This is a genomic window from Methylobacterium sp. CM6241, assembly GCF_054817845.1.
Genome location: NZ_CM139246.1, coordinates 2,862,412 through 2,884,414, shown reverse-complemented (window position 1 = coordinate 2,884,414; position 22,003 = coordinate 2,862,412). Strand labels below are relative to the sequence as shown.

14 protein-coding genes and 1 tRNA gene are annotated in these 22,003 nt (G+C 64.8%); 2 read left to right on the top strand and 13 right to left on the bottom strand.

All coding sequences use genetic code 11. The features are described from left to right. Window positions 1-576: 576 nt before the first annotated feature. The 6 genes from rpoC to ACYQR9_RS13315 form a co-directional block, all read right to left on the bottom strand. Window positions 577-4,785 (bottom strand): DNA-directed RNA polymerase subunit beta', encoded by a 4,209-nt coding sequence (gene rpoC / locus ACYQR9_RS13340; protein WP_056429692.1) that lies wholly within the window; start codon window positions 4,783-4,785, stop codon window positions 577-579. A 179-nt stretch (window positions 4,786-4,964) separates the two neighbouring features. Next, window positions 4,965-9,089 (bottom strand): DNA-directed RNA polymerase subunit beta, encoded by a 4,125-nt coding sequence (gene rpoB / locus ACYQR9_RS13335; protein ID WP_056429690.1) that lies wholly within the window; start codon window positions 9,087-9,089, stop codon window positions 4,965-4,967. A 247-nt stretch (window positions 9,090-9,336) separates the two neighbouring features. Next, window positions 9,337-9,708: a 50S ribosomal protein L7/L12 gene (rplL, locus tag ACYQR9_RS13330; RefSeq protein ID WP_018044238.1), complete on the bottom strand. Its 372-nt coding sequence runs from the start codon at window positions 9,706-9,708 to the stop codon at window positions 9,337-9,339. Window positions 9,709-9,765: 57 nt separating this feature from the next. Beyond that, window positions 9,766-10,296 (bottom strand): 50S ribosomal protein L10, encoded by a 531-nt coding sequence (gene rplJ / locus ACYQR9_RS13325; protein WP_056429688.1) that lies wholly within the window; start codon window positions 10,294-10,296, stop codon window positions 9,766-9,768. Window positions 10,297-10,855: 559 nt separating this feature from the next. Next, the gene (locus tag ACYQR9_RS13320) at window positions 10,856-12,484 is read right to left on the bottom strand and encodes a B12-binding domain-containing radical SAM protein (RefSeq protein WP_056429685.1); all 1,629 of its coding nucleotides are present in this window, start codon (window positions 12,482-12,484) and stop codon (window positions 10,856-10,858) included. A 206-nt stretch (window positions 12,485-12,690) separates the two neighbouring features. After that, a complete protein-coding gene (locus tag ACYQR9_RS13315) occupies window positions 12,691-14,025 on the bottom strand; it encodes an aminotransferase-like domain-containing protein (protein ID WP_461226617.1) in 1,335 nt (444 codons plus the stop codon). A 740-nt stretch (window positions 14,026-14,765) separates the two neighbouring features. Between ACYQR9_RS13315 and ACYQR9_RS13310 the strand changes: the two genes are divergently transcribed. Further along, window positions 14,766-15,722 carry a sulfurtransferase gene (locus ACYQR9_RS13310; protein WP_405030697.1) on the top strand — a complete coding sequence of 319 codons (957 nt, stop codon included), beginning with the start codon at window positions 14,766-14,768 and terminating at the stop codon, window positions 15,720-15,722. Between the two features lie 56 nt (window positions 15,723-15,778). Next, window positions 15,779-16,942, top strand: a complete 1,164-nt coding sequence (locus tag ACYQR9_RS13305) for a YeeE/YedE thiosulfate transporter family protein (protein ID WP_461226615.1) — start codon at window positions 15,779-15,781, stop codon at window positions 16,940-16,942. A 62-nt stretch (window positions 16,943-17,004) separates the two neighbouring features. Here the strand turns inward: ACYQR9_RS13305 and rplA are convergent, their stop codons facing one another. The 7 genes from rplA to tuf form a co-directional block, all read right to left on the bottom strand. Further along, window positions 17,005-17,703, bottom strand: coding sequence for a 50S ribosomal protein L1 (rplA, locus tag ACYQR9_RS13300; RefSeq protein ID WP_056429676.1), 699 nt, complete (start codon window positions 17,701-17,703; stop codon window positions 17,005-17,007). 13 nt (window positions 17,704-17,716) lie between these two features. Then, the gene (gene rplK, locus ACYQR9_RS13295; RefSeq protein ID WP_018044245.1) at window positions 17,717-18,166 is read right to left on the bottom strand and encodes a 50S ribosomal protein L11; all 450 of its coding nucleotides are present in this window, start codon (window positions 18,164-18,166) and stop codon (window positions 17,717-17,719) included. Between the two features lie 198 nt (window positions 18,167-18,364). Next, entirely contained in the window at window positions 18,365-18,898 is a 534-nt protein-coding gene (nusG, locus tag ACYQR9_RS13290; RefSeq protein ID WP_056429674.1) for a transcription termination/antitermination protein NusG, read from the bottom strand. A 67-nt stretch (window positions 18,899-18,965) separates the two neighbouring features. Next, entirely contained in the window at window positions 18,966-19,268 is a 303-nt protein-coding gene (secE, locus tag ACYQR9_RS13285) for a preprotein translocase subunit SecE (protein ID WP_056429694.1), read from the bottom strand. 227 nt (window positions 19,269-19,495) lie between these two features. Further along, a tRNA-Trp gene (locus ACYQR9_RS13280) sits at window positions 19,496-19,572 on the bottom strand. Between the two features lie 76 nt (window positions 19,573-19,648). Continuing rightward, the gene (locus tag ACYQR9_RS13275; protein WP_461226613.1) at window positions 19,649-20,593 is read right to left on the bottom strand and encodes a DUF1444 family protein; all 945 of its coding nucleotides are present in this window, start codon (window positions 20,591-20,593) and stop codon (window positions 19,649-19,651) included. 116 nt (window positions 20,594-20,709) lie between these two features. Further along, window positions 20,710-21,900 carry an elongation factor Tu gene (gene tuf, locus ACYQR9_RS13270; protein WP_207412100.1) on the bottom strand — a complete coding sequence of 397 codons (1,191 nt, stop codon included), beginning with the start codon at window positions 21,898-21,900 and terminating at the stop codon, window positions 20,710-20,712. Window positions 21,901-22,003 lie beyond the last annotated feature (103 nt).

Below are 22,003 nucleotides of genomic sequence, written 5' to 3'. Positions count from 1 at the left end.
GTCGCGGATCTCGATAAGAAGATCCGCAAAACGAATATGCGCCATGGATCGGTGAGGACCCGTGGCGCGTGTTCGGCAGAGGATCACGCCTTACGACGCGCTCGTACCTACTGATCTGACAAGGACGTCAGTCGATGTGAGTGCCGGAACCGGATTAGCGATTGTCTTTCGGCCCGAGGGCCGCGACTCGCTATGTCCTGCTGTTGTGCCGGAGTGGCGTGCTTCTATGCGGGGGACGGCGGAACGTCAATCCCGAAGGACGATAAAGTTTGGTCTGATCGGCGGTTAACGCCCGATTATTATATGGCTTTGGAGTTCTGCGCCAGGACGAGGCGATCCGGGGCGGTGTCACGGTCTCGGATCAACCTGCCGGTCAGCTTGGCGGAGTCTTGGATGGCGGTTCACGTGCGGGGGATGGATCCTGGCGGGCTGTCGGATGAGGCCGCACAGATGCTGCGATTCGTCGAGGTGCGGCCGGTGCCGGGGGCTCTCCCGGGCCCGAAGGCGGTGGTGCGAAATAAGAAGGGGCGGCCATCGCTGGCCGCCCCTTGTCTCGTTTGAAGGCTAACGCGGAGATCACTCAGCGGCTGGCGGCAGCTCGCTGAGGGGCTGGGCGCCGCTCTCGGCGGCCTTCTGCTGAAGGATCATGGCATCGCGACGCCGCGCGACGGCGCGGATGTCGGCTGCCATGGAGCCCGTACCGGCCGGAATGAGCGATCCGACGATGACGTTCTCCTTGAGACCCTCGAGATGGTCGATCTTGCCGTTGACGGCCGCCTCGGTGAGCACGCGGGTGGTTTCCTGGAACGACGCCGCCGAGATGAACGACTTCGTCTGCAGGGACGCCTTGGTGATGCCGAGCAACACCGGCACACCCACGACGGGCTTCTTGTTCTCGGCGAGCAGCTTCTCGTTGATGTCCGCGAGTTCCGTCCGGTCGATCTGGTCGCCCGTCAGGATCTCCGAATCGCCGCCATCGGTGATTTCCACCTTCTGCAGCATCTGACGGACGATCACCTCGATGTGTTTGTCGTTGATGGACACGCCCTGGAGCCGGTAGACCTCCTGGATCTCGTTGACGAGGTAGGCAGCGAGTTCCTCCACGCCCTTGATCGCCAGGATGTCGTGCGGCGCCGGGTTGCCGTCGACGATGTAGTCGCCGAGCTCCACGACGTCGCCGTCTTGGAGGTGGATGTGCTTGCCCTTCGGGATCAGGTACTCGACCGCATCCGAACCGTCATGCGGAGTCAGCGTCAGGCGACGCTTGTTCTTGTAGTCGCGCCCGAACTGAATCGTGCCCGACTTCTCCGCAATGATCGCCGCGTCCTTCGGACGACGGGCCTCGAACAGCTCCGCCACCCGCGGCAGACCGCCGGTGATGTCGCGGGTCTTGGCCGAGTCGGTGGAGACACGAGCGAGGATGTCGCCGGCCTTCACCGTGCCGCCCGGGTCGTAGCCGATGATGGCGTCGACCGGGAGGAAGTAGCGGGCGTCCGAGCCGCGCGGCAGCTTCATCGGCTTGCCGTCCTGGTCGAGGACGAGCATGGCCGGCTTGAGGTCTGCCGTGCGGGCCGTACCACGCCAGTCGATGACGACGCGCTTGGCGATGCCGGTCGACTCGTCGGTGGTCTCGGTGATCGACTGGCCGTCGATCAGATCCTCGTACGCCACGATACCGTCGGTCTCGGTGATGATCGGACGGGTATAGGGGTCCCATTCGGCGATGCGCTGGCCACGCTTGACCTTGTCGCCCTCGTCGACCCGCAGTCGTGCGCCGTATTGCAGGCGGTGGACCGCGCGTTCCGCTCCATCGGTTCCGACGATGACCACCGCCACGTTACGACCGGTGGCGATGAGATCGCCGTCGGTGTTGCGGGCGAGGGCACGGTTGCGGATCTTGATCGTGCCTTCGAAGCTCGACTCGATGAAGGACGAATCGGCGATCTGCGCCGCGCCACCGATATGGAAGGTACGCATGGTGAGCTGGGTGCCCGGCTCGCCGATGGACTGCGCCGCAATGACGCCGACGGCCTCGCCCATGTTGACGGGCGTTCCACGGGCGAGATCGCGTCCGTAGCAGGTGGCGCAGACGCCGCTCTTGGTGGCGCAGACGAGCACCGAGCGGATTTTCACCTCCTGGATACCGGCCGCCTGGATGGCGGGCAGGTGCTTCTCCTCGATCGTCTCATTGGTCTTGACGATGACCGTGCCGTCCTGAGCCACGAGATCTTCGGCCGTGGCGCGGCCGAGGATGCGGATCGAGAGCGGAGCCACGACCTGGCCCGCATCGACGATGGCGCGCATCTTGATGCCGTTGGTGGTGCCGCAATCGACCTCACGAATGACGGCGTCCTGTGCCACGTCGACGAGGCGGCGGGTCAGGTAACCGGAATTCGCGGTCTTCAAGGCGGTGTCGGCGAGACCCTTACGGGCTCCGTGCGTCGAGTTGAAGTACTCGAGAACGTCCAGGCCTTCCTTGAAGTTCGAGATGATCGGGGTCTCGATGATCTCGCCCGAGGGCTTGGCCATGAGTCCGCGCATCGCGGCGAGCTGCTTCATCTGCGCCGGCGAGCCACGGGCACCGGAATGGCTCATCATGTAGATCGAGTTGATCTGCTTGTCGGCGCCGTTCTCGTCCTTTTGCACGGTGGAGATGCGCAGCATCATCTCGGCGGCGAGCTTGTCCGAACACTTGGCCCAGGCATCCACCACCTTGTTGTACTTCTCGCCCTGAGTGATCAGGCCGTCATTGTACTGCTGCTCGTAGTCCTTCACCAGCGCGCGGGTGTCGTCCACGATCGGCCACTTGTTGTCCGGCACGACCATGTCGTCCTTGCCGAACGAGATGCCGGCCTTGAACGCGTGGTTGAAGCCGAGCGCCATGATGCGATCACAGAAGATCACCGACTCCTTCTGACCGCAGTGGCGGTAGACGGTGTCGATCATCGCGGAGATCTCCTTCTTCGTCATCAGCTTGTTGACGACGTCGTAGGGGACCTTCTTGTGCAGCGGCAGGGCCGTGGACAGGATCACGCGGCCGGGTGTCGTGTCGTAGGTCTGGGTCAGCGGCTCGCCATCGGGGCCGATGCCGTTCCACCGCCAGCGGATCTTCGAGTGCAGCTTCACGGTGTTGGCCGCGAGGGCGTGCTCGAGTTCGCCGATCGTGCCGAAGACACCCTGCATCGGGTTCTTCTTGTTGGTCGGGTCGAAGGCGCCGATGGCGCCCTCGGCGACGATCGATAGGTAGTACAGGCCGAGCACGATATCCTGCGACGGCACGATGATCGGCTGACCATTGGCCGGGTGCAGGATGTTGTTGGTCGACATCATCAGCACGCGCGCTTCGAGCTGGGCTTCCAGCGAGAGCGGGACGTGGACGGCCATCTGGTCGCCGTCGAAATCGGCGTTGAAGGCCGCGCAGACGAGCGGGTGAAGCTGGATCGCCTTACCTTCGATCAGCTTGGGCTCGAACGCCTGGATGCCGAGGCGGTGAAGCGTCGGCGCGCGGTTGAGCATCACCGGGTGCTCGCGGATCACCTCGTCGAGGATATCCCAGACCTCCGGCTTTTCCTTTTCGACGAGCTTCTTGGCCTGCTTGACGGTGGCCGAGAAACCCTTGGCGTCGAGGCGCGCGTAGATGAACGGCTTGAACAGCTCCAAGGCCATCTTCTTCGGCAGGCCGCACTGGTGCAGCTTGAGCTCAGGACCCACCACGATGACCGAACGGCCGGAATAGTCGACGCGCTTGCCGAGCAGGTTCTGGCGGAAGCGGCCCTGCTTGCCCTTGAGCATGTCGGCGAGCGACTTCAGCGGACGCTTATTGGCACCCGTGATGACGCGACCGCGACGGCCGTTGTCGAACAGCGCGTCCACCGCCTCCTGAAGCATGCGCTTCTCGTTGCGGATGATGATGTCGGGCGCGCGCAGTTCGATCAGCCGCTTCAGGCGGTTGTTGCGGTTGATGACGCGGCGGTAGAGGTCGTTCAGATCGGACGTGGCGAAGCGGCCGCCATCCAGGGGGACGAGCGGGCGCAGGTCCGGCGGGATCACCGGAACCACGGTGAGGATCATCCATTCGGGCTTGTTGCCCGACATCTGGAAGGCCTCGATGATCTTCAGGCGCTTGAGAAGCTTCTTGGGCTTCAGCTCGGAGGTCGTGGTGGCGATTTCCTCGCGGAGCGAGTTCGCGATTCCGTCGAGGTCGAGCTCCTGCAGAATGCGCCGGATGGCCTCGGCGCCGATCATGGCGGTGAAGCTGTCCTCGCCGTACTCTTCCTGGGCGCGCAGGTACTCTTCCTCGGAGAGGAGCTGACGCTCCTTGAGGGGGGTGAGGCCCGGCTCGATGACGCAGTAGGATTCGAAGTAGAGGATGCGCTCGAGGTCCTTGAGCGCCATGTCGAGCAGCAGGCCGATGCGGCTCGGCAGCGACTTCAGGAACCAGATATGGGCGACGGGCGCGGCCAGCTCGATATGGCCCATGCGGTCACGCCGGACGCGCGCGAGGGTGACCTCGACGCCGCACTTCTCACAGATGACGCCCTTGTACTTCATGCGCTTGTACTTGCCGCACAAGCACTCGTAATCCTTGATCGGTCCAAAGATGCGCGCGCAGAACAGGCCGTCACGCTCGGGCTTGAACGTACGGTAGTTGATCGTCTCGGGCTTCTTGATCTCGCCGAAGGACCACGAAAGGATCTTTTCGGGTGAGGAGATCGAAATCTTGATCTGGTCGAAGCTCTGAGGCTGAGCCTGCTGGTTGAAAAGATTCATGACCTCTTGGTTCATGATCTGCTCCTGAGCTGACGGGCTGCACCCTCCGCCGAGGGGATGACCACGTGCTGAAATCGATGAGGCGCTGCGACCGGCCGGGTCGCCGCTGGCCTTCGTCCGTCGAGAGGCGCTTCCCCTCCCCGCTCGAACCGCGCCGGCTCACGGTGAGCCGGCGCGGGAGCGTATCGTGGGTCTTACTCGGCTGCCTCGGCGGGCGGGTCGAGCTGGTCGTTCGCGAGCTTCTTGGAGGAGGTGAGCTCCACGTTGAGGCCGAGCGAACGCATTTCCTTGACGAGCACGTTGAAGGACTCGGGGATGCCGGCCTCGAAGGTATCGTCGCCACGGACGATGGCCTCGTAGACCTTGGTGCGGCCGGCGACGTCGTCCGACTTCACCGTGAGCATCTCCTGCAGCGTGTAAGCCGCGCCGTAGGCCTCCAGAGCCCAGACCTCCATCTCGCCGAAGCGCTGGCCGCCGAACTGCGCCTTACCGCCCAGCGGCTGCTGGGTGACGAGGGAGTAAGGACCGATCGACCGAGCGTGGATCTTGTCGTCCACGAGGTGGTGGAGCTTCAGCATGTAGATGTAGCCCATCGTCACCTTGCGGTCGAAAGGCTCACCCGTACGCCCGTCATAGAGCGTCGACTGCGCCGAGCGGTCGAGCCCGGCCATCTCCAGCATCGTCTCGATGTCGGCTTCCTTGGCGCCGTTGAACACCGGAGTGGCCATCGGTACGCCGCGGCGTACGTTGTTGGCCGCCTCCGCCATGTCCTCGTCCGAGAGGCCCTCCAGCTCCGACGGCGAGTAGATCGCCTCCATCTCCGCCTTGAGGGGCGCGATGTCGTTGCTGCGGAGGTAGGCGTCCACGGCGAGCCCGACCTTGCGGCCGAGACCGGCGGCAGCCCAGCCCAGATGGGTCTCCAGGATCTGACCGACGTTCATGCGCGACGGCACGCCGAGCGGGTTGAGCACGATGTCGGCATGCGTTCCGTCTTCGAGGAACGGCATGTCCTCGATCGGCACGATCCGCGACACGACACCCTTGTTGCCGTGACGGCCGGCCATCTTGTCGCCCGGCTGGATCTTGCGCTTCACCGCAACGAAGACCTTGACCATCTTCATCACGCCGGGGGGCAACTCGTCGCCGCGCTGCAGCTTCTCGACCTTGTCGAGGAAGCGCTGTTCGAGGCGCTTCTTCGACTCGTCGTACTGCTTCTGCATCGCTTCCATCTCGGTCATGAGACGGTCGTCGACGACGGCGAACTGCCACCATTGCGAGCGCGGGTACTCGTTCAGGAGCTCACGGCTGAGCGTGGTCTCCTTCTTGAAGCCCTTCGGACCTGCGATCGGCGACTGGCCGATCAGGACGCCGGCGAGACGGGCGTAGGTGTTGCGGTCGAGGATCGCCTGCTCGTCGTCACGATCCTTGGCGAGACGCTCGATCTCTTCGCGCTCGATGGCCTGGGCGCGCTCGTCCTTGTCGACGCCGTGGCGGTTGAACACCCGGACTTCGACGATCGTGCCGGTCACGCCCGGGGGAACCCGGAGCGAGGTGTCGCGCACGTCCGAAGCCTTCTCGCCGAAGATGGCGCGGAGGAGCTTCTCCTCCGGCGTCATCGGGCTCTCGCCCTTCGGGGTGATCTTGCCGCACAGGATGTCGCCCGCATGAACCTCGGCGCCGATATAGACGATGCCGGCTTCGTCGAGGTTCTTCAGCGCCTCTTCCGAGACGTTGGGGATGTCGCGGGTGATTTCCTCCGGACCCAGCTTGGTGTCTCGGGCCATCACCTCGAACTCCTCGATATGGATCGAGGTGAACACGTCATCCTTCACGATCCGCTCGGAGAGCAGGATCGAGTCCTCGAAGTTGTAGCCGTTCCACGGCATGAACGCGACGAGCACGTTCCGGCCGAGTGCCAGCTCGCCGAACTCCGTCGACGGACCATCGGCGATGATCTCGCCCTTCTTCACCTGCTCGCCCACGCGGACCAGCGGCTTCTGCGTGATGCAGGTCGACTGGTTGGAGCGCTGGAACTTCTGCAGGCGGTAGATGTCGACGCCAGGTTTGTTGGCATCGGCCTCTTCGGTGGCGCGGATGACGATACGGGTCGCATCGACCTGATCGACGATGCCGGAGCGGCGAGCCGCGATGGCGGCACCCGAATCGCGGGCGACCACGGCTTCCATGCCGGTGCCGACGAACGGCGCGTCGGCGCGGACCAGCGGCACCGCCTGGCGCTGCATGTTCGAGCCCATCAGAGCACGGTTCGCATCGTCGTTCTCGAGGAACGGGATGAGTGCGGCAGCTACCGAGACGAGCTGCTTCGGCGACACGTCCATGAGGTCGACGCGGTCCGGCGGCACGACGATGACGTCGCCGGCCCGACGGCAGACCACGAGGTCTTCCGTCAGCTTGAAGCTCTCGTCCATCTGGGCGTTGGCCTGGGCGACATAGTACTTCGCCTCCTCCATCGCGGAGAGGTAGGAGACCTCCTTCGTCACCACGCCGTCCTTCACGCGACGGAACGGGGTCTCGATGAAGCCGTACTTGTTCACCCGCGCGAAGGTGGCGAGCGAGTTGATGAGACCGATATTCGGGCCTTCCGGCGTCTCGATCGGGCAGATGCGGCCGTAATGGGTCGGATGCACGTCGCGCACCTCGAAGCCGGCGCGCTCACGGGTGAGACCGCCCGGGCCAAGCGCCGAGAGGCGGCGCTTATGCGTCACTTCCGAGAGCGGATTGGTCTGATCCATGAACTGCGACAGCTGCGACGAGCCGAAGAACTCACGCACCGCGGCCGCTGCCGGCTTGGCGTTGATGAGGTCCTGCGGCATCACCGTGTCGATATCGACGGAGGACATGCGCTCCTTGATGGCGCGCTCCATGCGGAGAAGGCCCAGGCGGTACTGGTTCTCCATGAGCTCGCCCACCGAACGCACACGGCGGTTGCCGAGGTGATCGATGTCGTCGATCTCGCCCTTGCCGTCGCGCAGGTCCACCAGCGCCTTGACGACCGCGAGCATGTCCTCGCGGCGCAGGGTGCGCACGGTATCCTCGGCATCGAGGTCGAGGCGCATGTTCATCTTCACGCGGCCGACGGCCGAGAGGTCGTAGCGCTCGGAATCGAAGAACAGCGAGTGGAACATCGCCTCGGCCGTGTCGAGCGTCGGCGGCTCGCCGGGACGCATGACGCGGTAGATGTCGAACAGCGCGCCTTCGCGGGACGAGTTCTTGTCCACGGCGAGGGTGTTGCGGATGTAGGGACCGACATTGACGTGGTCGATGTCGAGGACGGGGAGCTCGGAAACGCCGACCTCTTCCAGGCTCTTGAGGAGCTTGTCGGAGATTTCGTCGCCGGCCTCGGCCCAGATCTCGCCAGTCTTCGCATTGACCAGATCTTCGGCGATGTACTGGCCGATCAGGTCCTCGTCGGTGGCCTTCAGGAACTGCACGCCGCGCTCGCTGATCTGGCGGGCGTTGCGGGCGTTGAGCTTCTTGCCGGCTTCGAGGACGACTTCGCCCGAATCCGCGTCGACGAGATCGACGGAGGCCTTGAAGCCCTTCAGACGATCGGCATCGAACGGCACGCGCCATTCGGCGCCGTCGCGATCGTAGATGACGCGGTTGTAGAAGGTGGAGAGGATCTCCTCGCCGTCGAGGCCGAGGGCGAACAGCAGTGACGTCGCCGGAAGCTTGCGCTTACGGTCGATACGCACATGCACGATGTCCTTGGCATCGAACTCCACATCGAGCCACGAGCCGCGATAGGGGATGATGCGCGCGGCAAAGAGCAGCTTGCCCGAGGAATGGGTCTTGCCCTTGTCGTGATCGAAGAACACGCCCGGCGAACGGTGCATCTGCGAGACGATGACGCGCTCGGTGCCGTTGACGATGAAGGTGCCGTTCTCCGTCATCAGGGGCATGTCGCCCATGTAGACGTCCTGCTCCTTGATGTCCTTGACGGACTTGGCGCCAGTATCGGGGTCCACATCGAACACGATGAGGCGCAGCGTCACCTTGAGCGGGGCCGCGAAGGTGATGCCACGCTGGCGACACTCGTCGACATCGTATTTCGGCTGCTCGAACGTGTACTTCACGAATTCGAGGAGGGCCGTCGCCGAGAAGTCGGAGATCGGGAAGACCGACTTGAAAACGGTCTGCAGGCCTTCGTCGCCCCGTCCGCCTTCCGGCTCGTCCATCATCAGGAACTGGTCGTAGGACGCCTTCTGAACCTCGATGAGGTTCGGCATCTCGGCGACTTCCTTGATCTTGCCGAAAAACTTGCGAATGCGCTTGCGACCGACCAGCGTGTTGGCCATGGGTGACCTCGCTCCTACGTCCCGCGTACCGGGTGCCCGGGGAAGGCTTTATGCCTCCCGCGACCAGGCGATGAACCTGTCCCGCCGGACGAAGCCCACCCGAAATGAATGCCGCCGGTCCGTTCCAGGACCGCCCGGTCGCTTGAAGCGACCTTAGCCCACGGGTCGGAGACCCGCGGGCGTCGGTGCCGGCCGGCCCCGATGGGACCGACCGGAAGTGACGGGCCTGATTTGGCCCATCGGCAACTTACTTGAGCTCGACCTTGGCGCCGGCCTTCTCGAGCTGGGCCTTGAGCTTCTCGGCCTCTTCCTTGTTGACGGACTCCTTGACAGCCTTCGGAGCGCCCTCGACGAGGTCCTTGGCTTCCTTGAGGCCGAGGCCGGTGATCGCGCGGACCTCCTTGATGACCTCGATCTTCTTGTCGCCAGCGGCGGTCAGGAGAACCGTGAACTCGGTCTGCTCCTCGACGACGGCGGCCGGGCCGGCGGCCGGGCCGGCAACGGCGACGGCAGCGGCGGCGGAGACGCCCCACTTCTCTTCGAGGAGCTTGGCGAGGTCGGCGGCTTCGAGAACGGTCAGCGAGGACAGGTCGTCGACGAGCTTGGCAAGATCAGCCATGGTAATGTTCCTTTAGATGTCGGTTTGAACGGGTGATGAGGGAAGGGCGATGCGGCCTCAGGCCGCTTCGTCCTGAGCCGCGTCCTTGGTGGCATAGGCTCCGAACACGCGAGCCAGCTTGGCAGCCGGTGCGCTGACGACCTGGGCGATCTTGGTCGCGGGAGCCTGGATGAGGCCCACGATCTTGCCGCGCAGTTCGTCGAGGGACGGGAGCGACGCAAGCGCCTTCACACCGTCCGGGTTCAGAGCTGTCGTTCCCATGGCGCCGCCGAGGATCACGAGCTTGTCGTTACCCTTGGCGAAGTCCACCGCAACCTTGGCAGCCGCGACCGGATCGCTCGAATAAGCGAGCAGGGTCGGGCCCTTCAAGAGGGGCTTGATGGAGGCGACGTCCGTGCCATCGAGAGCGATGTTGGCGATGCGGTTCTTGGTGACCTTCACGGTGGCACCGGCCTGCTTCATCTGCGCGCGCAGCTTCTGCATCTCGGCGACCGTGAGGCCCTTGTAGTGGGCCACGACGACGACGGACGTGTTCGCAAACACGCCGTTGAGCGTCGAGACGAGATCAGCTTTGGCTGTCCTGTCCACTGGGGCTCTCTCCGGTTGGCGGGTCCCCCTCGAGGAGGGTCCGCCGGTTGCACATGCCGCCCGGAACGGAACTCGGCTCAGCGAGAAGCCGGAACGTCCTGGACGACGCTTCACGGCCCTGTCCCCTGACATCCTCCGGAACGGTGGACGGCACGGGCGAGATGGTTCAAACCGATACCTGCCTGCGCCGCGAATCGCGGTGCCGATAGGGTGTTGAATTCGGTCTTCCCCGTCTGTGCAGGCTGGGGAATTAAGCCGGTTGCCCGGCGCCTGCAGTCTCGGACAGGACATGGCCGGACGAGGCTTGAAGGAGCTGCTCGCCCCTTAAAGCCTTCCGGCCATTATCGCCTGGTTGCCCAGGCGAATTCGCATGTCGGATATCGACCGATTGGTCGAATCCTTTCAAAGTGTGAAATACGTGGAGCGGGGTCTATAGGCCCTAGCAAGCGCCCTGCCAAGTGCCCGAGGTGAAGAAATCCGCTTCGCATGTACGATTCTGGTTGACGGGATTTTCTCCCGCCTGTTCGGCGGGAGCATCTTCGAGCGCGGACGGAAGTCCCTATGTCGGCAGGAACTTACGCGCAGCCTGCCACCAGGGCGTCCGGGCATTCTCCAGCTTCTGCTCGGCCTTGGCCGCGTAGAAGGAGGCGTTGTGTTCGCCGCGCAGGGCTTCGCGGGTGAAGCGGATCAGGTGATGGGCGACGAAGCCCATGTTGAAGACCGCCTCGATCTGCCCGCGCTTCAAGGCATGGCCGGCCGCGCGCCAGAACACGCCCCGGTAATCCGACAGGATGCCCACGCGCAGGGCGATGTTGAAACCGAGCACGAGACCGCGACGGAGATTGGTCCGCGTGAGCTTGCCCCTGGTCGGCGTCTTGATCCGATGCGGATAGGTCCGCTCCACCTGATAGCGGAAGCGCGCGAACAGGTTCTCCGGCTCGTAGGCGTGGGCGATGGCCCGGCGCCAGCTCGCCACCACATCGTCGTGCGGACGCTTGAACAGGACGTTGGATTCCAGCGCCGCGTCATGGGTGAGACGTCCCTCGCGGGTCAGCCGGTCCCAGAGCGGTGTCTTCGGCAGGGCCTGCAGCAGGTTCATCGTCAGCACCGGCACCGCCGACTTGTCGACGAAGTCGATGAGCTTCTGCTCCGAGCCGTCCGTCTCCGTGTCGAGGCCCAGGATGATGCCCGATGTCACTTCGAGGCCGAAGCTGTTGAGCGTCTCGATGGCCTCGTACATCGGCACGGCGGCGTTGTGCTTCTTGTCGATGCCCGCCAGCGCGTCCTCTTCCGGCGTCTCGATGCCGACGAAGACGGTCATGAAGTTCGCCTGCCGCATCAGCTCGAGGATGTCGGGCTGCTTGGCCATGTTCAGGGTCGCCTCGCAGGCGAACTGAAGCGGGTAATGGTTCTTCTTCTGCCACTCCACGAGGTGGGGCAGCATATCCTTCGTCGCCTTGCGGTTGCCGATGAAATTGTCATCGACGAAGTACACGACGGCCGGATGGCCCGGCTGGGAGATGATCGCATCGAGCTCGCCGAGCATCTGCTCCGGCGTCTTCAGGCGGGGCTGCCGGCCGTAGAGCTGCGGGATATCGCAGAACTCGCAGCGATAGGGGCAGCCGGACGAGAATTGCAGGGAGCCGATGAGGTAGCGCTTGAGGGGAGCGGCCTCGTAGGCAGGCGCCGGGAAATCGGAGAGCGGCAGACGCTCCTTGGTTTCGAGGCGAACTTGGCTCGCCGGAATGGACACGTCGCGGTCGAGGATCGACACGAGTTCGTCGGTGGCGTCGCCGATCTCGCCGATATGGAGATAGTCGAACTCGGGATATTGCTCGGGCGATCCGGAGACCGAAGGGCCGCCGAGCGCCGTCACCTTACCGGCCGCATGCGCCCGAGCGTAGATGTCCCGGATCTGGGGTGCCTGGATGTGCATGCCCGATACGAACACCGCATCGGCCCAGGCGAAATCGTCCGGCCCGGCCCGTTTGATGTTCTCGTCGATGAACCGGTACTCCCATTCCTCCGGCATGTAAGCCGCGATGAGGAGCAGGCCCTGAGGCGGCATGAACGCCTTTACCCCGCCCATTAACGGGTAGGCGTGGGCGAAAGTCCCGAAGGACGGCGTGTATGCGGGAAAGACGCACAGGATGCGTCGTTTCGAGGTGACGGAGAGGGTGCATCGCATGGCGGCATACCTAGCACAGACAGGTGCGAAGGCGTCACCCTCGCATGTTGATTTCTTTGCCCTTTCCAGGGCGGGTTTTGATCGTGCCCAAGCCGGAGCCGTGACGTTCGCGCGCGTTTGACGCAGCCTCGAACGGGTCGCGCCGATTCAAGCGTGCGGTGCGACTGCCCGGCATCGGCCGGTAGGCTTCGAATGGCTCCGAGAGCCTATTCCACCACGGCCTCGTCACCATCGAGGACGAGGCGCCGCAATGTCCGTAGAGCGCTGTCCAGACGCGCGAAAGGTGGCGAGCCGAGGGCGAGGCGCACCCCATTCTCCGGCGTCGAGGTCCCGACGGCGAAGGCGCTGGCGGGGGATACCGCGACACCGTTGCGCGCCGCGGCAGCCGCATAGCGTTCGGCGCTCCAATGGGAGGGCAACGAGAGCCAGAGGTGGAAGGCTCTCGGGTCACCCCGCACGTCGAGGCCCGCCAATGCTTCCCTGGCGGCATGCTGGCGCGCGGTCGCGTCCGCCCGCTTGGCGGTCTCGATCCGCCTCGCGGTGCCGTCGTCGATGAGGTGAAGCGCCATCGCCAGGGGAAGGCCGCTCGCCGTCCAGGCTCCGGTGCGGATCGCGGCGCCGAGCCGCTGCACCAAACCGGAGGGCGCCGCGACGAAGCCCAGGCTCAGGCCGGGAGCCAGCCGTTTCGACAGGCTGTCGATGAGGATCACGCGGTCCGGTGCCAGGGCCGCCAAGGGTTCCTCGTCACACAGGAAGCCGTAGACGGAATCCTCGATACAGACGAGGTCGTGCCGGTGGAGGGCCGACGCTACGGCGCGCCGCCGTTCTGCGCTCATGCTCTGGCCGAGGGGGCTTTGCAGGACGGGCTGCAGATAGAGGGCCCGCATAGGCTTCTCCCCATGCGCTCGCTCGATGGCATCGGGGGTCACCCCCTCCGCATCCATCGGTAGGGCGACGAGCTCGATACCGAGGCGGTGCGCGAGGCCTTTGACGATGGGATAGGTCATGGCCTCCACCCCGATCCGGTCGCCGGGTTGGGCCAGCGCCGCCATGGCCGCAGCGATGCCCTGACGTCCCGTCCCGGTGAAGAGGACGGTTTCGGGATCGGCCGACCACCCTCCCCGCGCGAAGAAACCGGCCGCCTTGGCTCGCGCCGGCCCGGCCGCACCCGGCCTGACGGGTGGGAACGTGGCCTGAATCCGAGCCGGATCGAGAAGAGGCTTGAGGCTGGCGGCGAGATCCGCCGCTTGATGGGGCAGGATGGAGAAGACGTGTTCGAGATTGACGAGGCCGCCTTCCGCCTCTCGTTCGCCTGCCGCGTCCGGCTCCGCGTTGCGGATGAACGTACCGCGGCCGACTTCTCCGGTGACGAGCCCGCGCCGCGTGAGCTCGGCATAGACTCGACTGGCGGTAGAGACGGCGATCCCACGCTCGTATGCGAATTGCCGTTGCGTCGGCATCCGGCTTCCCGGGGCCATGCGCCCCTGCGCGATATCCGCAGCGATCCCGTCCGAAATCATCCGGTAGTCGGCCAAGCTCATATTGCTCCGAGTGCAATGTATTGATTGATTCGATTCAAATTCGGATCAATGACGAGTTGCGAGCGAATGGAGCCCCATCGAAATGCCGAACCGCGATACTCTAGGGCCGATCCTAAGTCCCGATCGGAAGGTCGCTTTCCTTCCTAGTCTAAGGACCTCTTCTGACCAAGCACAGAGGAAACTTTCACCTGGGCCCCTCGGGATCCTATCAATCTGGCTCAGGCGCTTCACCGGGAGGCGTACAATTCGAGAATTGACCTCGGAGCAAATTAGAGAACTCGATCTCGATCCCGTGGCTTTGCGCCTGGAAGCCGCGAAACCGTTCTGGCGTGCATGAACCTGAAGACAGCGTCGGAATCCGGGAGCGGGCTCGTGCCGACGGGCCGCAAAGCCCTCGGGCTACCGAGCGAGGAATTATCCACGCTCAGGTTCCCGGCGCTGCCGGGTATCTCGGACCCGGTTCCGGGTAGCCGCGACGTCATCGGATTCATCGGCTTTCACGGACGGTTCAATGGCGAAGATAATCCCTGTCTTTTTAGGCTCGCATTGGAACCTATATTCCAACATCACTCAAATATTTGAAAAACCATTGTATTGATTCCGCTGGCGATCGGAAACACCATCATATTGTCAAGTTTCGGGGCATGGCCCGTGGTCGACGATACGACCCGGGCGGCACGGTCGACGGCCGAGCACAGCCCACCGCGACGCGACGACCTTATCCTCGCCGGAGCGCGCCCGTGTCCTTCAGAACCCTTCTTGCCGCTCGTATCGCGCTGGCCGCCTTGGCGTTGCCGACGATCGGGCATGTGGCGGCGCATGCCGCCGAACAGAAACAAGCCCAAACCAGCCCCCTCGTATCCACCGAGTGGCTCGAGGCCAACCTAAGCTCGCCGAAGCTGCGGATCGTCGAGGTCAGCGTGGAGCCGGGCGTGTACGAGCGCGGCCACATACCCAATGCGCAGAACGTCCTCTGGCATACGGATCTCGTGGAGACGGTGAGCCGCGACATCGCGGGACCGGACAAGTTCGCCGCCCTGATCCGGCGTCTCGGCATCGACCGCGACACCACGGTGATCCTTTACGGCGACAACAACAACTGGTTCGCCGCTTGGGGGGCTTGGGTGTTCGCGCAGTACGGTCTCGTCGACAACGTGAAGCTGCTCGATGGTGGCCGCAAGAAATGGGAGGCCGAGAAGCGGCAGCTCGATACCCGCAGCCCCGACGTGGCCGCCTCGGCCTTCCCCGTCACGCCGGTCTCGACGGGCCAGCGCGCCCGTCTCGCGGACGTGCTCGCCGTGGCGCGCAAGGAGCGGGACGAGACGATCCTCGATATCCGCTCGCCGGATGAGTTCTCGGGCAAGCTCATCGCGCCGGCAGGCGTGCAGGAACTCGCGATCCGGGCAGGCCATATCCCCGGTTCGGTGAACGTGCCCTGGGCCAAGGCCGTGAACCCGGACGGCACCCTGAAATCCGTGCCGGAGCTGAAGAAGCTCTACGCCGATGTGGGGATCGATGGGTCCAAGCCGGTCATCACCTCCTGCCGCATCGGCGAGCGCTCGAGCCATTCCTGGTTCGTGCTCAGCCGCGTCCTCGGCTACCCCGTGCGGAATTACGACGGGTCCTGGACGGAATACGGAAACGCCGTCGGCGTGCCGGTGGTGAACCTTGCCGGGACGGTGTGGTCGGGCAAGTGACGGCCTCGCCGATATCCGAACCTCCAGCGCCCGGTCCTTCGACCGGGCGTTCCTCCGTGCCGTTGCGGATCACGTCAGCGGCCCTGATCGGTGCGGGTATCCTGGCCGCCGCCTTGAATCTCTCCGGCGATCCCGGCAGCAGCCGTCTCGCGCTCTCGCTGACATTCGGAGCCCTGTTCGGCTTCGTGCTCCAGCGCTCGCGCTTCTGCTTCTTCTGCCTGTGGCGCGATCTGATCGACCGGCGAGACCCGCGCGGGGCCCTCGGCATCCTCGCGGCGCTCGCCGCCGGTACGGTCGGCTATGCTGTCGTGCTGGGGGCATGGCTGCCCGATCCGAGCGGGGTGCGGTTGCCGCCCGACGCCCATATCGGTCCCGTCGGGCCGATCCTCGCCCTTGCCGGTGCCGCTTTCGGAGCGGGCATGGCGATCTCGGGCTCCTGCATCGGCGCTCATCTCTACCGCATCGGCGAGGGATCACCCACGGCACCGTTCGCCCTGGTCGGAACAGCCCTGGGCTTCGTCCTCGGCTTCCTCACCTGGAACACGCTCTATCTCGCAAGTGTCTCGGAAGCGCCCGTCATCTGGCTGCCCCGGCATCTCGGCTATGCCGGCAGCCTCGTCCTCACTCTCTCGGTCCTGGCGGCTCTCGCGGTGCCCCTTCTGCGGTGGCTGCCGCCTGCCGATGCGCTGCCATCGAGGCGCGTCGCGCCGCTGCGTGCCGTCTTCGTCGAGGGTTGGCCGACCTGGCTCGGCGGACTCGCTGTCGGCGCTCTCGGAACCTTGGCGTATCTCAGGGTCGGCCCCCTCGGTGTCACCGCCGAGATTGGCGGACGGGCGAGGCAGGCCGCCGCCGGGCTCGATCTCCTGCCCTCGCGCCTCGAAGGGCTCGACGGGTTTCGTGGCTGCGCCACCGCCATCCGCGATGCGATCCTAACGCCGAACGGGGTATTCATCGCGGGGCTCGTCGCGGCGTCCCTGGCCGCCGCTCTGGCGGCGGGGGAGTTCCGCCCCGCCCTGCCGACGCGGGGCCAGGCCGTGCGCGGTCTCGTCGGCGGCCTTCTCCTCGGCTGGGGCGCCATGACCGGTCTCGGCTGCAGCGTCGGAACGTTGCTATCGGGAATCATGGCCGGAGCCGCATCCGGATGGGTCTTCGGCGCGGCGATGTTCGCCGGCCTCACCGCGACGCTTCTCGCTGGCCGGCGTCTGAAGCTTCTCGCGTAGACAAAAGAAAACGCCCGGCCATGACGGCCGGGCGTTTCCTATTTTCGTGAGGTGACTACCGATCAGGCGGTCAGCACGGTCGACGGCTCGACCTTCACACCGGGGCCCATCGACGACGTGACGGCGATGCGCTGGATGTAGGTGCCCTTGGCGCCGGCCGGCTTGGCCTTGGCCACCGCGTCGGCGAACGCCTTGATGTTCTCGACGAGCTTGGTCTCGTCGAAGGAGACCTTGCCGATGCCGGCATGGACGATGCCAGCCTTCTCGACGCGGAACTCCACCGAGCCGCCCTTGGCGCCGGCGACCGCGGACTTCACGTCCATGGTGACGGTGCCGACCTTCGGGTTCGGCATCAGGCCGCGCGGGCCGAGCACCTTGCCGAGACGACCGACGAGCGGCATCAGGTCCGGGGTCGCGATGCAGCGGTCGAACTCGATCTTGCCGCTCTGGACGATCTCGAGCAGATCCTCCGCGCCGACGATGTCGGCACCGGCGGCCTTGGCCTCGTCGGCCTTGGCGCCGCGGGCGAACACCGCCACCCGCACGGTACGGCCGGAGCCGTTCGGCAGGTTGCAGACGCCGCGGACCATCTGGTCGGCGTGGCGCGGGTCGACGCCGAGGTTCATCGAGATCTCAACGGTCTCGTCGAACTTGGCGCTGGCCTTCTGCTTCACCAGAGCGATCGCCTCGGCGATCGGGTAGAGCTTGAGCGCGTCGATGCCCTCGCGGGCGGCGCGGATGCGCTTGCCTTCATGTGCCATTGTGCCCTCCCCCTTAAGCGACGACGTCGAGGCCCATGGCCCGCGCGGAGCCACGGATCATGGCGACGGCGGCGTCAACCGAGTCGCAGTTCAGGTCGGGCATCTTCTTCTCGGCGATCTCGCGAAGCTGAGCTTCGGTGACCTTGCCCACCGTCGGGCCCTTGCCCGGAGTCTTGGAGCCGGAAGCCGGCTTCTTGCCGATCTTCAGACCGGCAGCCTTCTTCAGGAAGAAGGTGACCGGCGGCTGCTTCATCTCGAAGGTGAAGGAGCGGTCCTGATACGCCGTGATGACGACCGGGATCGGCGTGCCCTTCTCGATCTGAGAGGTCTTCGCGTTGAAGGCCTTGCAGAATTCCATGATGTTGAGGCCGCGCTGACCGAGCGCGGGACCGATGGGCGGCGACGGGTTCGCGGCGCCGGCCGGAACCTGAAGCTTCACGTAGCCCGTGATCTTCTTTGCCATAGGGACTGCTCCCAAATGTAGCCCGTCGCCCGGCTGCCTCGAGCACGAACGATACGAGCGGTTGCAGGTCGCGGTGCGATCCGTGAATCCCGGCGGCAAACCGGGCGGACCTCCCGCGGGTTATGACGAACGCGAATCGCGGACGGCGAGGAGGCTTTGCCTACCTTCGCCATCCGCGTTTCGTCATTCGCCTGACGATCAGACCTTCTCGACCTGAGCGTATTCGAGTTCCACCGGAGTGGCGCGACCGAAGATCGACACGGCGACCTTGAGGCGCGAACGGCTCTCGTCGATTTCCTCGACGGTGCCGTTGAAGGATGCGAAGGGACCGTCGGAGACGCGGACGGTCTCGCCGATCTCGAAGGAGATCGAGGGCTTGGGACGATCGACGCCCTCGGCGACCTGCCCCTTGATACGCTCCGCCTCGGAATCGGGAATCGGGACCGGCTTCGACTTGTCGGCGCCGAGGAAGCCCGTGACCTTCGGGGTGTTCTTGATGAGGTGGTAGACTTCGTCGGTGAGATCGCATTTCACCAGGACGTAGCCCGGGAAGAACTTGCGCTCGGCATCGACCTTGCGGCCGCGGCGAACCTCGACGACCTTCTCGGTCGGAACCATGACCTCGTCGAACAGCTCCATCAGCCCGCGCTGCGCCGCCTGATCCTTGATGGACTGCGCGACCTTGTTCTCGAAATTCGAGTAGGCGTGGACGATGTACCAGCGTTTCGACACGGTTCTCACCAAATCCTGACGTCGGCCTGCCCGGTCGCGACGACGCGCCCAGGAAGACTCAGTTGTTCTAGGCGCCGACCCCGAGGATCAGGGTCACGATGTAGCGCAGTGCCTGGTCCACGACCGTGAAGAAGATGCTCGCCGCCACCACCATGATGAACACCATGATCGTCGTCACGGTGGTCTCCTTCCGGCTCGGCCACGTGACCTTGCGGCCCTCGTCGCGCACCTGGGACAGGAACTCGGCCGGGCCGACGCGCTTGGGCGCGGGCCGCACGGGCGGAGTGCCCCGAGGCGGCGTCGGCGTAGCGGCGCCGCGCTGCGGAGTGCGCGCCAGATCCGCCTTCTTCGTTGCTTCGTTCGATGCCATTGATGCCAACAACAGGGAAAATCGGCCCTGACCGGAAAGCGGACCGGTGCGGAGGCTCTGGTCGAAGCCCGCACCGAACACATTTACCGATCTCGGAATGCGAACGCTCTAGCGCAAGTCCCGGGTCTTGTCGACCGTCGCGGACATGTCGACAGAAAGCTGGAGACACGCTCCGGTTCGACATTCCCGATGGGAGGCCGATCCGGCATTGCGCTTAAGGAAAACACTGGCAGGAGTGGAGGGACTCGAACCCGCAACCTCCGGTTTTGGAGACCGGCGCTCTGACCAGTTGAGCTACACTCCTACGCGGGACGCTCAATGCCCGATCATCCTCCTGGATGCAAGGGATTCCGGAGAGAGGAATGTGAAATTCAAAGGTTCTATCGGCCGTGTTCGGCAAGCTCGCGTCCGTTCAGAGGACGGATCCCATCCTTCGAGTAGGAGAAGAGTTCGTCGCTTCGGGCGTATGGACCTTTGCGCATATACATCGTCACGATTGCCGCGAGCCTGTCTTTCCCCTCGCTGTTGGATGACCATGCGATGAGGACGTCCCGCGTGGGAACTGCAGCCACGATGGCCTGCGTTCCGAGCCCTTCCTGAATCTGGTCCATCACCATGGGGAGGAGCAGGCTGGCGGCCGCGTAGCCGCTGTTCTCGGCCAAAGTCGCGAAATGACCGGATTGTCCAGTCGCCGAAATGTGGACCTGTACACCGCCCGAGGCGAGTTCGAGATTTCGCTTGGCGATCCGCTCGACCGTTTGCTGATCGACATCCCATCCTTCGAAGATCGAATGAATCACCAACTGATAGCGCTCGTTCTCATCGAGGGCGTAGGCAATGAGGAGCCGCTCCGAGAAGCGGCGGCAGGTCAGGGTCGGCACCTGCTCGCGATACTCGATGGGAACGAGCTGGATGCGCAGGCGGGCTGAAGCCTTGGCGAAGGTCTCCGCGGGAGCGGGTGTCGCGGGAAGAGGCTTCGCGGTGGCAAGCGGATGGAGGTAGTCGACGATGACGGCTCGGCGTTCTGCGCCCGTCCGGTCGGCGATCTTTTGGCGAATGTTGCCGAGGAAGAGGGTGAAGCGGCCGATGACGACCTGTTCTGGATCATTGTCGTCCACGGTGACGGCCACAGCGGGATAGTCACGCCGTAGGACAGCGAGGACTTCCTCCCGGAACGCCAGAAACGTCGCGCGATTCTGCGACGGGATCGTTTTGGCGGGAACGCTCTGGGCGCGCGCGGGCGCGGTCAGGATCGACAAGGCTCCGGCGATGACGGCGCGTCGCGATGTCATGGCGTCGAAAAGTGCGGCAGGTGTCGAACTCATGAGACCGCCTCGCGGCATGCAACCCATGGTTCGGAGACGACGATGCCGGCGACCCGTCAAGACAGGCCGCCGGCATCGGTATGTACAATCAGCGGTAGAGGCCGGGCGTACCGAACTTAATCGTTGATGGCTGCGACGACGCCTGCGCCGACGGTGCGTCCGCCTTCACGGATGGCGAAGCGGAGCTTCTCTTCCATGGCGACGGGGACGATGAGGGTGACGTCCATGGTGACGCTGTCACCGGGCATCACCATCTCGGTGCCCTCGGGCAGTTCGCAGACACCGGTCACGTCGGTGGTGCGGAAGTAGAACTGGGGCCGGTAGTTGGTGAAGAACGGGGTGTGGCGACCGCCCTCCTCCTTGGTGAGGATGTAGGCCTCGGCCTTGAACTTGGTGTGGGGCTTGACCGAGCCCGGCTTGCACACGACCTGGCCGCGCTCGACGTCTTCACGCTTGGTGCCGCGCAGGAGCACGCCGACATTGTCGCCGGCCTGGCCCTGGTCGAGCAGCTTGCGGAACATCTCGACGCCCGTGACCGTGGTGGTCTGGGTGTCGCGGATGCCGACGATCTCCACGGTCTCGCCGACCTTGACGATGCCGCGCTCGACACGGCCCGTCACCACGGTGCCGCGGCCCGAGATCGAGAACACGTCCTCGATCGGCATCAGGAACGGCTTGTCGATCGGACGCTCCGGCTGCGGGATGTAGGCATCCACGCTCGCCATCAGGGCCAGCACGGCGTCATGGCCGACGGCCTTGTCGCCGTTGTCGAGCGCGACCTTGGCCGAACCCTTGGTGATCGGGATGTCGTCGCCGGGGAAGTCGTACTTGGAGAGGAGCTCGCGCACCTCCATCTCGACGAGCTCGAGGAGCTCCTCGTCGTCGACGAGGTCGACCTTGTTGAGGAACACCACCAGCGCCGGCACGCCGACCTGACGGGCGAGCAGGATGTGCTCGCGGGTCTGCGGCATCGGGCCGTCGGCGGCCGACACGACCAGGATCGCGCCGTCCATCTGCGCCGCACCCGTGATCATGTTCTTCACGTAATCGGCGTGGCCGGGGCAATCGACGTGGGCGTAGTGACGGTTGGCCGTCTCGTACTCGACGTGAGCCGTCGAGATCGTGATGCCGCGCGCCTTCTCCTCGGGGGCCTTGTCGATCTGGTCGTAGGCCGTGAACGTCGCGCCACCCGACTCCGCCAGGACCTTCGTGATCGCAGCCGTCAGCGACGTCTTGCCGTGGTCGACGTGACCAATCGTGCCAATGTTGCAGTGCGGCTTGGTGCGGGCAAATTTCTCTTTGGCCATCGTCACATTCCTAAGACAAAGTCACATGAGCGGTCGCCCAGGGCGGCGCTCGAGGTGTCGAGCCGGGCGAAAGACGCCGCCCGGATAAAGGCTTGGCGTCAGA

Bases quoted from the DNA above. Each gene is read 5' to 3' on its own strand.
- rpoC (WP_056429692.1), bottom strand. From the start codon at position 4,785: ATGAACCAAGAGGTCATGAATCTTTTCAACCAGCAGGCTCAGCCTCAG.
- rpoB (WP_056429690.1), bottom strand. From the start codon at position 9,089: ATGGCCAACACGCTGGTCGGTCGCAAGCGCATTCGCAAGTTTTTCGGC.
- rplL (WP_018044238.1), bottom strand. From the start codon at position 9,708: ATGGCTGATCTTGCCAAGCTCGTCGACGACCTGTCCTCGCTGACCGTT.
- ACYQR9_RS13320 (WP_056429685.1), bottom strand. From the start codon at position 12,484: ATGCGATGCACCCTCTCCGTCACCTCGAAACGACGCATCCTGTGCGTC.
- ACYQR9_RS13315 (WP_461226617.1), bottom strand. From the start codon at position 14,025: ATGAGCTTGGCCGACTACCGGATGATTTCGGACGGGATCGCTGCGGAT.
- rplA (WP_056429676.1), bottom strand. From the start codon at position 17,703: ATGGCACATGAAGGCAAGCGCATCCGCGCCGCCCGCGAGGGCATCGAC.
- rplK (WP_018044245.1), bottom strand. From the start codon at position 18,166: ATGGCAAAGAAGATCACGGGCTACGTGAAGCTTCAGGTTCCGGCCGGC.
- secE (WP_056429694.1), bottom strand. From the start codon at position 19,268: ATGGCATCGAACGAAGCAACGAAGAAGGCGGATCTGGCGCGCACTCCG.
- ACYQR9_RS13275 (WP_461226613.1), bottom strand. From the start codon at position 20,593: ATGAGTTCGACACCTGCCGCACTTTTCGACGCCATGACATCGCGACGC.
- tuf (WP_207412100.1), bottom strand. From the start codon at position 21,900: ATGGCCAAAGAGAAATTTGCCCGCACCAAGCCGCACTGCAACATTGGC.